Source organism: Lysobacter sp. A421 (assembly GCF_054052145.1).
Map to the genome: position 1 here is coordinate 57281 of NZ_JBSVRL010000001.1, position 13705 is coordinate 70985.

Sequence of the window (13705 nt, forward strand, 5' to 3'; positions counted from 1 at the left end):
ACGGCATGAGTAACAGGCAATGAGTAACTGGAAGTTCCAGCGTGACGCGATCGACGCGTTCCGTTTCGTCCGCTGCAGTTTCGACCCCGCCAATGGGGTGGCGCAGCTGGTCTATGCGTTTGACGACGGTCCGGAACTGGTGGAGACGATCACCGTGCCGGGTGCGCCATTCGTCCTGGACGACGCGCGTGCCGCCGCGGTGGAGAAGGCGCTGCAACTGCTGCACCTGATCGCCGGGGTGAGCTATTACAAGGCGGCGGTGCCGGAGCAGATTCGGATCGACTCGTACGCCATTGACAGCGACACCGCGGCCTTGCTGGAGACCATCTATCTCAATGGCCTGGGTGAGTTTGCGTATCGCAATGGCCTGGACCTGCATGGCCGGATCCGCTTCCCGAGCGGGAAGCAGCCCGCTTCCGGCCTCGCTCCCGCGGTGGGTCTGGGCGAGCACGCGCTGGTTGCCATTGGCGGCGGCAAGGACTCGCTGGTCAGCATCGAGGCGTTGCGCGCGCTCGGGGTCGAGCAGACGGTCAGCTGGATTGGCGGCTCGCAGCTGATCAAGGCCTGCGCGGAACGTACCGGCTTGCCGACACTGAACGTCGGTCGCGCGCTGGCCTCGCAATTGTTCGATTACAACCGCGAGGGCGCCTGGAACGGCCACATTCCGGTGACGGCGGTGAACTCCGCGATCCTGGTGCTGGCTGCGCTGTTGCAGGCGGCCGGGCAGGTGGTGTTCTCCAACGAGCGTTCGGCCAGCTACGGCTCGTTGATCACTACCGATGACGGCACGGTCACCACCGAGGTCAACCACCAGTGGTCGAAGGGCTGGGCGTTCGAGTCGGCGTTTGGCGACTACGTCGAGAAGCACGTTGCCGCCGATCTGCACTATTACTCGCTGCTGCGCCCGTTGAGCGAGCTGGCGGTTGCGCGCCAGTTCACCCGCACCGATCACTACGACGCGCATTTTTCCAGTTGCAACCGCAACTTCCATATTCTTGGCGAGCGCCCGACCAACCGCTGGTGCGGGGTCTGCCCGAAGTGCCATTTCGTGTTCCTCGCGCTGGCGCCATTCATGAGCAAGCCGCGGCTGGTCGGCATCCTTGGCCGCAATCTGCTGGATGACAGCGCCCAGGCCGCCGGTTACGACGCCTTGCTGGAGTACCGCGACCACAAGCCGTTCGAGTGTGTCGGTGAAGGCCGCGAGTCGCGCGCAGCGATGGCCGCGCTGGCCGAGCGTCCCGAGTGGCGCGAGGATGCGCTGGTCAAACGTTTCGCCCGCGAAATACTGCCGCAACTCGACCCGGAAGGATTGTCGATCCAGCCGCTGTTGGTGCCCGACGACGAGCAGCGGATTCCGCCGCGACTGTGGGAACGATTGCGTGCGCATCTCGCAACTTGATGGCCAGCGCGTTGCGTTGTGGGGCTGGGGCCGTGAAGGCCGCGCCGCTTACAGTGCGATCCGCTCGCGATTGCCGGAATTGCCGCTGACGCTGCTTTGTCAGGATGATGAAGCTGCCGACGCAGCGTCCGTGGGAGATGCCCGGCTGGCGGTGGAAACCGATGCCAGCGCCGGGCGCTTGTCCAGCTTCGATGTCGTGGTCAAGTCGCCCGGCATCAGCCCCTACCGCGCCGAGGCGATTGCCGCCGCCGGGCAGGGCACCCGCTTCATCGGTGGCACGGCACTGTGGTTTGCCGAACATGCCGGCCCCGCCGGTATCGTGGATAACGCCGTCTGCGTGACCGGCACCAAGGGCAAGAGCACCACCACCGCGCTGCTCGCCCACCTGTTGCGTGCCGCCGGTCATCGCACCGCGCTGGCCGGCAATATCGGCCTGCCGCTGCTGGAGTTGTCTGACTGGCCGCAGGCGTCGCTCGATCAACCGTCACCGGACTACTGGGCGATCGAGCTGTCGAGCTACCAGACCGGCGACGTGGCCGATAGCGGCGCCCGGCCGCAGGTCGCCGTGGTTCTCAACCTGTTCCCCGAGCACCTGGATTGGCACGGATCGCAGGCGCGCTATATCGAGGACAAGCTGCGGCTGCTGACCGGCGCGCGGCCGCCGGTCGCGGTGCTCAATGCCAATGACCCCACCCTGGCGGCGCTGTCACTGCCCGGGTGCGACGTGCATTGGTTCGGAGGCGATGATGGCTGGCACCTGCGCGAGGACGCGTTGTATCGCGGCGATCATAGGGTCATGGATACCGCCGCGCTGCCACTTCCGGGTCGCCACAATCGCGGCAACCTGTGCGCGGTGCTGACCGTGCTGGAGGTGCTCGGACTGGATGCGGTGGCGCTGGCCAGCCGCGCGATGGAATTTGTGCCGTTACCGCACCGTTTGCAGATGCTCGGCACCCGGGACGCGGTCAGTTACGTCAATGATTCGATCAGCACCACCCCGCATGCCAGCCTGGCTGCGCTGGAGTGTTTCGGCGCCCGCCGGGTTGCGATCCTGGTCGGTGGCCATGACCGCGGTGTCGACTGGTCCGGCTTTGCCGCGGCGATGGCGGATCATGCCCCGGCTGCGGTTGTCACCATGGGCGCCAACGGTCCACGGATCCACGAGCTGCTTGCGCCGCTGGCTGCGCGCGGCCGCTTCCAGCTAGTCGCCGCCACCGATCTGGCCGAAGCGGTCCGGCAGGCCGAGCACGCGCTTGGCGGCGAGGGCGTTGTCCTGCTTTCCCCCGGCGCCCCCAGCTTCGGTCCCTACCGCGACTACGTTGCCCGCGGCCGCCATTTCGCCTCCCTGACAGGTTTCGACCCCAACGCGATCAGCACCATCCCCGGACTCGGCGTGAGTTGACGTGTTTTGCGGCACCTTCAGTGGTCGCGGTTGACCGCATAGTCGATCAAACCACGCAGCGCGCCCACGTGGCTGTTCTCTTCCAACCCGTCCAACGCCTGCGCGGCGAGTTTGGCGTAATCGCGCGCACGCTCGCGGCTGTATTCCAGGCCGCCGGTGGCGTGGATCGCCGCCAGCACTCCGGGCAATGAATCGGCATCGCCATGCTCGATGGCCGCTCGCAACTTGACGGCGGTGTCGGCATCGGCGTGCCTGATTGCATGGATCAGCGGTAGCGTCGCCTTGCCCTCGGCGAGGTCGTCGCCGAGGTTCTTGCCCAGGGTCTGGGCATCGGACGAGTAGTCGAGCACGTCGTCGGCGATCTGGAAGGCGTAGCCCAGGTTGAGCCCGCAATCGTGCAAGCGCTGCTGGGTGGCTTCGTCGGCGCCGGCCAGCAGCGCGCCCAGGCGTGTCGCGGCCGCGAACAGTACCGCGGTCTTGCGTTCGATCACGCGCAGGTACGCGGCTTCGTCGGTGTCCGGGTTGCGCACGTGCAACAGCTGCAGGACCTCGCCCTCGGCGATCAGGTTGGTGGTGTCGGCCAGGATTCGCTGCACCGGCATGCTGTCCAGCTCGACCATCAACTGAAAACTGCGCGAATACAGGAAGTCGCCGACCAGCACGCTGGCCGCGTTGCCCCACACCGCGTTGGCGGTACGGCGTCCACGGCGCAGGTCGGACTCGTCGACCACGTCGTCGTGCAGCAGGGTGGAGGTGTGGATGAATTCAACCACCGCAGCCAATTGGTGGACCTCGGCGCCGATACCCTTGCCCGATGGGGTGAGCGCGCCGGCGGCCAGCAGCAGCAGCATCGGTCGCAGCCGCTTGCCACCGGCGCCGATGATGTACTCGGCGACCTGGTTGATCAGCACCACGTCCGAGGCCAACCGCCGCCGGATCAGCGCATCGACGGCGGCCATGTCCGCGTGGGCGAGGGCCTGGATGGCGGGAAGGCCGGGAATGACGGATTTGCTGGCGGCGTGCATGGCGGAACCGGAAACGCTGGACCGGCAATTATAGGCGGTCCAGCACGGCATTGGCCGGGTCGCGATTGGCGAACCCGCCGCACAAATCCTACCTCGCGGCCCGGGGTTTGCCGACTGCGGTCTGCGGTTGGATCGGTATACTGGACTGCCCGTCGCCGCCCGCGGCGACCCAAAAGGACCGCACCCATGGCACGTGGTATCAACAAGGCGATTCTGGTCGGCAACCTGGGCAACGACCCAGAGACCAAGTACACCCAAGGCGGCATGGCGATCACCAAGATCAGCCTGGCCACCAGCAGCTCCCGCAAGGACAAGGACGGCCAGCAGATCGAGCGCACCGATTGGCACCGGGTGACCTTCTTCGGCAAGCTCGGCGAGATCGCCGGCGAGTACCTGCGCAAGGGCAGCCAGGTCTATATCGAAGGCTCCATCCGTTACGACAAGTACACCGGCCAGGACGGAGTGGAAAAGTACTTCACCGAGATCGTTGCCGACGAGATGCAGATGCTCGGTGGCCGTGGTGAAGGCGGCGGTGGTGGCGGTGGCGACCGCAGCGAGCGTCCGTCCCGACCGGCGGCAAGTTCGGAAGCGCCGCGTCGCGAGGCTGCGCCGGCCAAGTCGAACGATTTTGGCGCGGACTTCGCCGATGACGACATCCCGTTCTAGGAACCTGCCCTGCCGTCCATGACCGGGTAGGTGTCTGCCCGGTACCGGTCTCGACCGTCACCGCTGAAAGGCTTGCCATTGAAGTTGATCCAGACCGACCTGCCCGGGTGCGTGGTCATCGAGCCGCGGGTGCTCAATGACGAGCGTGGCTTTTTCTACGAGTCGTTCAACCACGACAGAATGCGCGAGCACGGGCTGCAGCCGGCGTTCGTGCAGGGCAACGTTTCATGTTCCACCAGCGGTGTATTACGCGGCCTGCATTACCAGTGGCCCAATCCGCAAGGCAAGTACCTCTCCGTGCTGGAAGGGGAGGTCTGGGACGTCGCGATCGACATCCGTCGTGGCTCGCCACATTTCGGTCGTTGGACCGCCGTGGTGCTGAGCGCGCATAACAAACGCCAGCTCTGGATTCCCGAAGGCTTTGCCCATGGTTTCGTGACACTGAGCGAGCGGGCGGTGTTCACCTATCTATGTACCGCGACCTACGACGCCCAGGCCGATCGCAGCTTGCGCTGGGATGACTCGCGGTTGGCGATTGATTGGCCGGTCAGCGTACCGGTGCTGTCGGCAAAGGACATGAAAGCGCCGCTGCTGGACGACATTGCCGACGATTGCCTGCCGACGTTTGATCCACCGGAGTGAGCCGTTGAAGATCCTGTTGATGGGCGGTAACGGCCAGGTCGGCCATGAGTTGCGTCGCAGCCTGGCGCCACTGGGAGAGCTGGTGGTGAGTACCCGCGATGGCCGCCTGTCCGAGGGCGGCCGGTGCGAGACGCTGGACCTGTCCGACCCGGAAGCGATCGACCGGTTGATCCAGCGCCATGCGCCCGAGGCCGTGGTCAACGCAACGGCTTACACCGCCGTGGACCGCGCCGAGGACGAGCCGGACCTGGCGTTCCGTATCAACGCCGAAGCTCCCGGGCGCATGGCCGCGGCCTGCGAGCAGGCTGGCGCCAGCCTGATCCACTATTCGACCGACTATGTGTTCGATGGCAACGCAAAACGCCCATACCGCGAGGATGACCCGACCTCGCCGCTGGGCGTTTATGGCGCCAGCAAGCTTGCTGGCGAGCAGGCGATTGCCGCCACCCACGCCCGTCATCTGATCCTGCGCACCGCATGGGTCTACGGCCTGCATGGCGCCAATTTCCTGCGCACGATGTTGCGCCTGGGTGCCGAGCGCGATGAGTTGCGCGTGGTTGCCGACCAGATCGGCTCACCAACGCCGGCCTGGCTGATTGCCGACGTTACCGCGGCCGTGCTGGAGCAGGGGCTCGCCGAGTCAGGCGTGCGTCATCTGGTCAGTGCCGGTCAAACCAGTTGGCACGGTTTTGCCGAGGCGATCTTTGCCGGGGCGGCTGATCGCGGGATGATCGATCAGGGCCCACGGGTGCTACCGATCACCACCGCCGAGTTCCCCACGCGCGCGGCCCGTCCGTCGTGGTCGGTGCTCGATACCCGCCGTCTGCTGGACGAGTACGGGGTCGAACTTCCGGACTGGCGGCAAGCGCTCGCCACCACGTTGGGCCCCGTTTCGCGCGACTAGAGCGGACAGCGTTGGTGCAGTAGTCTTGCCTGCAGGGGCGCTAGCCAGGGGAGATCTATATTGAAAGTCATGGTCAGTACTGCGCTGTTGGCGGCCGCGCTGTTCTCGACGGCCGCCTTGGCGGCCGATGGGGGCACTACCGCTACGGGAAGCACTACCACCACAACCGTTGATGTCGGGCGCTTTGTCAGGACCGACAGTTTCAACGCGATCAAGATCTCGCCGCGCGGGGATTACTATGCCGCTACCGTGCCCCTGGATGATGGCGAGCGCACGGCACTGGTGATTACGCGACGCAGCGACCACTCGATCGGCGCGACGTTCGTGTTGGGGGCAAACACGCACGTTGCCAGCTTCGCCTGGGTCAACCCCGAGCGGGTACTGATCAGCATGGCCGAGAAGTTGGGTGCGCTCGACCAGCCCCAGGCTACCGGTGAGTTGTATGCCATCAATGCCGATGGCAGCCAGGTCGAATTCCTGGTGGGTCAGCGCGTCCAGGGTGCGGGGCCGGGCACCCGGATCCAGTCGAAAAAAGCCGAACGCGTCGCTGCGTTCCTGGTCGATGACTTGCCCAATGATGATCGGAAAGTGATCATTTCGGTCAGTCCATTCAACAGTGACCCGTACACCCGCGCCGAGCTGCTGGACGTCTACAGCGGTCGCCGCGTGCAGGTCGCCAGTGCGCCGGTGCGCAACGCGCGGTTCGTTGCCGACAACCAGGGCGTTGTCCGGTTTGCCGTCGGGATGAACACCGACAACCGCGAACGCCTGTATTACCGCGCCGGTAATGGTGCGGATTGGCAGCTGCTCAACGATGAAAATAAAACCGGGTTGAGCCAGTGGCCGATCGGTTTTGATGCCAACGACCAGATCGCCTATCTGGAAGCCGAGCAAACCAGCGGTCCCAACGCGATCATCGCGTTCGACATCGCCGGACAGACCCGGAAGCTGGTCCAACGCGACGACAACGTCGACCCGGCCCAGGTCATCTATCGCAATGGCAGTGCGGTCCCGGTGGGCGTGTTGCTGGACGACGGCAAGCCGCGTACTGCATTTTTCGACGAGGACTCGGACGAGGCAAGGTTGTATCGCAGCCTGGAGGCTGCCTTCGGTAACCAGCCGGTGTTGATCAACTCCCAGACCGCGGACGGCAAGATCGCCTTGGTGGAGACCTGGAGTGACCGCAATCCCGGCGACTTTTACCTGTTCGACAAGCAGGCCAAGAGCGCGGAGTTGCTGTTGAGCCGGGCTGACTGGTTCGATCCCAGCCAGATGGCAGTGACCCGGACGATTGAATTGAACGCCCGCGATGGCCTGCCGTTGCACGGTTACCTGACGCTGCCCAACGGGTCGGACGGCAAATCGGAACCGATGGTGGTATTGCCGCATGGCGGTCCTTTTGGCATCCGCGACACCTGGGGCTTTGACAGCGAGGTGCAATTGCTGGCCGACGCCGGCTATGCGGTGCTGCGGCTGAACTTCCGCGGCTCGGGCGGCTACGGCAAGAGTTTTACCGCAGCTGGCGCGCAACAGTGGGGCAAGGCAATGCAGGACGACCTCACCGATGCGACCCGCTGGGCAATCGACCAGGGCATCGCGGACCCGCGGCGGATCTGCATCTATGGGGCCAGTTACGGTGCTTATGCCGCGTTGATGGGAGTCGCCCGGGAGCCATCGTTGTACCAATGCGCTGCGGGCTACGTCGGCGTTTACGACCTGCCGACGATGCACACCCACGGCGATATCCAGCAGCGCGGCTCAGGCGAGACCTACCTGCGTGAGTGGATCGGTGATCGCGGCCAGCTTGCCGCCGTCTCTCCCAACAATCTGGCCGACCGGATCAAGGTGCCGGTTTTCCTGGCCGCCGGCGGCGAAGACGAGCGTGCCCCTATCGCGCACAGCAAGATGATGGAACGCGTGCTGCGCAGGGCCGGGGTGCCGGTGGAAACCCTCTACTACGACACCGAGGGTCATGGGTTTTATCTCCAGTCGCACCGCCGGGAGTACTACGTCCGGCTATTGGCCTTCCTGTCGCGGAGCCTGGGTGGCGGCACCGGTAAGGGGGCCGGAGCCGGGGAGGCCGAATAGCCGGGATCCGCTGGAGTCTGGTGCCGACCGTCGGCTGACGATCGGCACGCGTGCTGGCTGCGGGTTCTCGGCTATTCTCGGCAGCTTGTGTTTTTGCAGGCCGGCGTTTTCCTGCACCGGTCGGGTCGACGTAGCAAAGGAGCATTCGATGAGTACCACGGCATCACCACCGCAACTGACCTTCCGCGCCGTCGTACTGGCGATTATCCTGGCGGTGGTGCTGGCTGCGGCCAATGCCTACCTGGGACTGTTTGCCGGCCTGACCATTGCTACCGCGATTCCGGCCGCTGTGGTCTCGATGGGTGTGCTGCGTCTGCTCGGCGGCGGCAGCATCCTGGAAAACAACATCGTCCAGACCGGTGCCTCGGCCGGCTCGTCGATCGCGGCCGGCGTGATCTTCACCATTCCGGCGTTGATCATCCTGGGCTACTGGGACGACTTCCGTTATTCCTGGGTATTGGCGATTGCCGGCCTGGGTGGATTGCTGGGCGTCTTGTTCTCGGTGCCGCTGCGACGGTCGATGATCGTTGAGGATCCGTTGCCGTTCCCCGAGGGCAAGGCGGCTGCGGAAGTCCTCAAGGCCGGTGACAGCCCGGGTCCCGGGTTGAAGATCCTGGCCTTGTCCGGGGTGGTGGGGGCGGTGGTCAAGCTGGCCGCGAGCAGCGGCCTGCGGGTCATTCCGGACGCCTGGGTGCAGGCGGGGCTGCTGGGCAACGGCAAGGTCCTGGCCTACCTGGGTACCGGCTTGTCGCCGGCATTGCTGGGTGTGGGCTACATCGTGGGCCTGAACGTCGGCATCGTGGTGGTGTCGGGTGCGGTGTTGTCGTGGCATATCGCGATTCCGCTGTATTACGCCTTCTTCGCCAGCACCGATCCGGTGCTGGCCGCCGAGCTGGCCGGCCAGGGCGCGGCCGACGCGGCGTTCACGATCTGGAACGCAAAAATCCGCTATCTCGGCGTCGGCGCGATGCTGATTGGCGGGATATGGACCCTGTTCTCGCTGCGCAAGTCGCTGGTATCGGGGATCAAGAGTGGTATCGCGGCCGCACGCAAGGGCAGCGGCGAGGTGGTGGCAGAGACCGAGCGCGACCTGCCGATGAAGTGGATGCTGGTTGCGTTGGTGGTGTTCGTGATCCCGTTGGGCGCGCTCTACCAGGCGATCGTCGGGCAATGGCTGGTCAGCATTCCGATGACCATCATCATGATCGTCGCCGGTTTCCTGTTCGTCTCGGTGTCGGCGTACCTGGCTGGACTGGTGGGCTCGTCCAACAACCCGGTCTCGGGCATCACCATCGCCACCATACTTTTCGCCTCACTGGTGCTGGTGTTCATGCTTGGGCGCGACTCGCCGATCGGCGCGGTCGCCGCGATCATGATCGGTGCAGTGGTGTGCTGCGCTGCGGCAGTAGGCGGCGATAACCTGCAGGACCTCAAGGCCGGCTACCTGGTCGGCGCGACGCCGTGGAAGCAGCAGCTGATGCTGGCCATTGGCGCGTTTTCCTGCGCGTTGATCATGGCGCCGGTGCTGAACCTGCTCTCGGCCGCCTACGGCATCGGCACGCCGACCGACGCGCATCCCAACCCGCTGCCGGCGCCACAGGCAATGCTGATGGCATCGGTGGCCAAGGGCATGTTCGGCGGCAAGCTGCCGTGGTTCATGATTGGCCTGGGCGCGGCGATTGGCGCGCTGGTCATCGCGCTTGACGAGTGGCTGAAGAAACGCGGCTCGAAGTTCCGGGTGCCGGTGCTGGCTGCCGCGATCGGTATCTACCTGCCACTGGAACTGATGGTTCCGATCTTCCTGGGTGGCCTGTTGGCGCACTTCGTGGAGCGCAAGCACAAGTTGGCCGCCGACGATGAGGACGGCAAGGACCGCATCCACCGGCCCGGCGTGTTGTTCTCGGCCGGGCTGATTACCGGTGAGGCGTTGATGGGCATTGCCATTGCGATCCCCATCGTGGTGTCGGGACGCGCCGACGTGCTGGCCCTGCCGGATGCGCTGAACTTCGGTCAATGGGTGGGTCTGGCGGTCCTGGCGTTGGTGGGTTGGCTGCTTTATCGCGCCGGGGCCAAAGCCGATCCTTCGGTCACCAATTGATGCGGTTGCGGCGGTTGCGCCGCCGGGCCTACCATCGGGATCTGAAAAAAAAGGGGAACTGTTCATGCGTTTGAGCCATGCCGTGCTGCCATTGCTGATCGCTGTTGCGCTGCCCACGATCGGTCAACCTGTCCATGCGGAGACTCGTGGCCTGCAGCCGATCGACCTGGCGACGCTGGACCGCTTTTCCTCACCGGTGGTATCTCCCGATGGTCGGCTGGTGGTATTTGCCAAGGCCGTGACCGACTACGACGCCAACAAGGCGTCGTCCTCGCTGTGGATCGAGAACCTGGTCACCCGCGACTCGGCGCCGCCGGTGCGGCTGACCCCGGAAGGTTGGAGCGTCAATTCCCCCGCGTTCTCACCCGATGGCAAGCGCGTGTATTTCCTGAGCAGCCAATCGGGCAGCTCGCAGCTGTATGCGGTCCCGACCGAGGGCGGCAAAGCCCGGCAATTGACCGACTTCGCCCTGGATGTCGGCGGCTACCAGTTGTCGCCCGATGGGCAGCAAGTGGCGTTCAACGTCGAGGCTTTCGTTGACTGCGGCAGCGACCTTGCCTGCAGCAAGCAGCGCCTGGAAGAACGCGAAGCCAGCCCTGAAACCGGGGTGGTCTACGACCACATGTTCGTCCGTCATTGGGATGCTTGGAGCGATGGCCGCCTGAATCGCGTGTTCGTAGCGACACTGCCGGATGACAAGGCATTGACGACCGCCGCTACGGCGGTTGCCACCGATGTCATTGGCGACGTCCCGGCGCGACCGTTTGGCGACAGCAGCGACTACACCTGGTCGCCGGACGGCGAGTGGTTGGTGATGAGCGCCCGCAAAAGCGACCGCAGCGAGCCATGGTCGACCAATTTCGATCTGTACCAGGTCAGCGCCGATGGTCGCGGTGCTTCGAAGAACCTGACGGCTGACAACCTTGCCACGGACACCGGTGCGGTATTCAGCGCCGACGGTCGCAGCTTGTTTTACCGGGCCATGACGCGTCCGGGTTTCGAAGCAGACCGTTACCGGCTGATGGAGCTGAACCTGGTTACCAACGCGCGCCGGGAGATCGCACCGCAGTGGGATCGCTCCGCCGACAGCATCGCGGTGTCCGCAGACGGAAAGACCCTCTACGTGACCGCTCAGGACACCGGCGAGCATCCATTGTTTGCCGTCCACGTCGACAGCGGCGGCGTCACGCCGATCGCCGGCGACGGCAGCATCGGTTCGGTGCAGTTGGCCGGCGGCACGTTGGCATTTACCCGGGCCAGCCTGGACAGTGGCGCCCAGGTTTTCGTCGGCGGCATCAACGGCGCGGCAGAACGCGCGATCACCCCCAGCGCCGGCCAGATGCTGCCTGAGGTGACCTTCGGCGAGTTCGAGCAGTTCACCTTCACTGGCTGGAACAACGACACCGTTCACGGCTATGTGCTCAAGCCCTGGAACTACCAGGAAGGCCAGCAGTACCCGGTCGCTTTTTTGATCCACGGTGGCCCGCAAGGCAGCTTCGGCAATGGCTGGAGCACCCGCTGGAACCCGCAGACCTACGCCGGCCAAGGCTATGCGGTGGTGATGATCGACTTCCACGGCTCGGTCGGCTATGGCCAGGCGTTTACCGATGCCATCAGCCAGCACTGGGGCGATCGCCCGCTGGAGGACCTGCAGAAGGGCTGGAAAGCCGCGCAGGAGAAGTATGCGTTCCTCGACGGCGACAACGCCTGCGCACTGGGCGCCAGTTATGGCGGCTACATGGTCAACTGGATCGCCGGTAACTGGCACACGCCGTCGTCCGGCGCGTGGAAGTGCCTGGTCAATCACGACGGTGTATTCGATACCCGCATGATGGGTTTCGTTACCGAGGAGCTGTGGTTCACCGAGTGGGAAAACGGCGGCAGCCCGTGGGACAAGGACGCCGATTACGAGACCTTCAACCCCAGTCGCCATGTCGCCGACTGGCGCGTGCCGATGCTTGTCGTCCACGGCCAGCAGGACTTCCGGATTCCCGTCAGCCAGGGCCTGGGAGCGTTCACTGCGCTGCAGCGACAGGGGATCGAGTCGAAGTTCCTGTACTTCCCCGATGAGAATCACTGGGTGTTGAAGCCGCACAATTCGGTGCAGTGGCACGACACCGTCAACGGCTGGCTCGAGCAGCACCTGGGCCAATAGTCCGTCCATCGACCTGAGCCGGCCCGCGCCAATGCAGCGGGCCGGTCCTCGCCTTGCTTCCATACCGGAGTCTGCATGATTGCTGCACCCCCCACCGCCGTCATCACCGGTGATGCGGCGATCCTCGGATTGCTCGCGATTACCCTTGGCGCCGTGTTCTGGACCGCGTCGCGGCCCACCGGGTTCTGGCAGAAGTTCTACGGCGTCATACCGGCGCTGCTGATCTGCTACCTGGTGCCGGCGATCTACAACAGCGTCGGTCTGATCGATGGACCCGCGTCGGGGCTGTACCCGATGGCGCGTGACTACCTGCTGCCCAGTGCGCTGGTGCTGTTCTGCGTGGCGATGGATATCGGCGCGGTCATGCGGTTGGGGCCGAAGGCGCTGATCATGTTCTTCACCGGTACCGTGGGGGTCATGCTGGGCGCGTTCGTGGCGTTCTGGGCAATGGGCTGGATCTATCCCCAAGCCGTGGCCGGCGAAACCTGGCGTGGCCTGACCACCATCGCCGGCAGCTGGATCGGCGGTGGCGCCAACCAGGCCGCGATGAAGGAAGTATTCGAGGTCGATGCGACGCTGTTTGGCCAGTTCGTTGCGATCGACGTGATCGTGGCGTATTTCTGGATGGCGATCCTGCTGTTCCTCGCGCCGCGCGCCGAGAAATTCGACCGTTGGACGGGTGCAGACACCTCCGCGATCGAGGAGCTCAAGGTGCACATCGCGAGCTACCAGAGCGAGCACGCGCGCATCCCCAGCATGGCCGATTTCATGCTGATCCTGGCGGTTGCGCTGGGGGTGACCGGGCTGTCGCATTTCCTCGCCGACCCGTTGATCACCTGGGTGCAGTCGCTGCCGGCGGAGTGGCGGCTGCAGGACTACAGCCTGGATTCGAAGTTCTTCTGGATCGTGGTGTTGGCCACCACGTTCGGGGTGTTGCTCAGTTTCACCCGCGCGCGCCGGCTGGAAGGCGCAGGCGCGTCCAACATCGGCTCGGTGATGTTGTACGTGCTGATTGCCACCATCGGCATGCAAATGGACCTGAAGTCATTGGCGGAACGGCCGATGCTGCTGTTGCTGGGCGTGATCTGGATCAGCGTCCACGCGTTGCTGCTGCTGGTGGTGGCGAAGTTGATCCGGGCACCGCTGTTCTTCCTGGCGGTCGGCTCGCAAGCCAATATCGGTGGCGCCGCGTCCGCGCCGGTGGTCGCCAGCGCCTTCCATCCGTCGCTGGCACCGGTCGGGGTATTGCTGGCGGTACTGGGCTATGCGCTGGGCACGTACTGCGCGTATATCACCGGGCTCGGGTTGCAGCTGATGGCCGGTTGA

Annotated in this window: 10 protein-coding genes; 9 read left to right on the top strand and 1 reads right to left on the bottom strand. The window is 64.9% G+C overall.

Going from position 1 to position 13705, the window contains the following annotated elements; genetic code table 11:
• The first annotated feature begins 19 nt into the window (after nucleotides 1–19).
• A complete protein-coding gene (murL, locus tag ACW7G6_RS00310; RefSeq protein ID WP_456978910.1) occupies nucleotides 20–1399 on the top strand; it encodes a UDP-N-acetyl-alpha-D-muramoyl-L-alanyl-L-glutamate epimerase in 1380 nt (459 codons plus the stop codon).
• Nucleotides 1380–2801, top strand: coding sequence for a UDP-N-acetylmuramoyl-L-alanine--D-glutamate ligase (gene murD, locus ACW7G6_RS00315; protein WP_456978911.1), 1422 nt, complete (start codon nucleotides 1380–1382; stop codon nucleotides 2799–2801). The genes murL and murD overlap by 20 nt, the downstream gene beginning before the upstream one ends.
• 17 nt (nucleotides 2802–2818) lie before the next feature.
• Here murD and ACW7G6_RS00320 read toward each other — a convergent pair whose 3' ends face one another.
• Entirely contained in the window at nucleotides 2819–3826 is a 1008-nt protein-coding gene (locus ACW7G6_RS00320; RefSeq protein WP_456978912.1) for a polyprenyl synthetase family protein, read from the bottom strand.
• A 186-nt stretch (nucleotides 3827–4012) separates the two neighbouring features.
• Between ACW7G6_RS00320 and ssb the strand changes: the two genes are divergently transcribed.
• The 7 genes from ssb (at nucleotide 4013) to ACW7G6_RS00355 (ending at nucleotide 13705) form a co-directional block, all read left to right on the top strand.
• Nucleotides 4013–4492 (top strand): single-stranded DNA-binding protein, encoded by a 480-nt coding sequence (gene ssb, locus ACW7G6_RS00325; protein WP_456978913.1) that lies wholly within the window; start codon nucleotides 4013–4015, stop codon nucleotides 4490–4492.
• Nucleotides 4493–4570: 78 nt separating this feature from the next.
• Nucleotides 4571–5134 (top strand): dTDP-4-dehydrorhamnose 3,5-epimerase, encoded by a 564-nt coding sequence (gene rfbC / locus ACW7G6_RS00330; RefSeq protein ID WP_456979854.1) that lies wholly within the window; start codon nucleotides 4571–4573, stop codon nucleotides 5132–5134.
• Between the two features lie 4 nt (nucleotides 5135–5138).
• On the top strand, nucleotides 5139–6038 hold the full coding sequence (gene rfbD, locus ACW7G6_RS00335) for a dTDP-4-dehydrorhamnose reductase (RefSeq protein WP_456978914.1): 900 nt from the start codon (nucleotides 5139–5141) through the stop codon (nucleotides 6036–6038).
• Between the two features lie 69 nt (nucleotides 6039–6107).
• Entirely contained in the window at nucleotides 6108–8126 is a 2019-nt protein-coding gene (locus ACW7G6_RS00340) for an alpha/beta hydrolase family protein (protein ID WP_456979855.1), read from the top strand.
• Between the two features lie 148 nt (nucleotides 8127–8274).
• A complete protein-coding gene (locus ACW7G6_RS00345) occupies nucleotides 8275–10224 on the top strand; it encodes an OPT family oligopeptide transporter (protein WP_456997317.1) in 1950 nt (649 codons plus the stop codon).
• A gap of 64 nt (nucleotides 10225–10288) precedes the next feature.
• Nucleotides 10289–12379: a prolyl oligopeptidase family serine peptidase gene (locus ACW7G6_RS00350; protein WP_456997318.1), complete on the top strand. Its 2091-nt coding sequence runs from the start codon at nucleotides 10289–10291 to the stop codon at nucleotides 12377–12379.
• Nucleotides 12380–12457: 78 nt separating this feature from the next.
• The gene (locus tag ACW7G6_RS00355; RefSeq protein ID WP_456979856.1) at nucleotides 12458–13705 is read left to right on the top strand and encodes a DUF819 family protein; all 1248 of its coding nucleotides are present in this window, start codon (nucleotides 12458–12460) and stop codon (nucleotides 13703–13705) included.

Bases quoted from the DNA above. Each gene is read 5' to 3' on its own strand.
- murL (WP_456978910.1), top strand. From the start codon at position 20: ATGAGTAACTGGAAGTTCCAGCGTGACGCGATCGACGCGTTCCGTTTC.
- ACW7G6_RS00320 (WP_456978912.1), bottom strand. From the start codon at position 3,826: ATGCACGCCGCCAGCAAATCCGTCATTCCCGGCCTTCCCGCCATCCAG.
- ssb (WP_456978913.1), top strand. From the start codon at position 4,013: ATGGCACGTGGTATCAACAAGGCGATTCTGGTCGGCAACCTGGGCAAC.
- ACW7G6_RS00340 (WP_456979855.1), top strand. From the start codon at position 6,108: ATGGTCAGTACTGCGCTGTTGGCGGCCGCGCTGTTCTCGACGGCCGCC.
- ACW7G6_RS00345 (WP_456997317.1), top strand. From the start codon at position 8,275: ATGAGTACCACGGCATCACCACCGCAACTGACCTTCCGCGCCGTCGTA.
- ACW7G6_RS00350 (WP_456997318.1), top strand. From the start codon at position 10,289: ATGCGTTTGAGCCATGCCGTGCTGCCATTGCTGATCGCTGTTGCGCTG.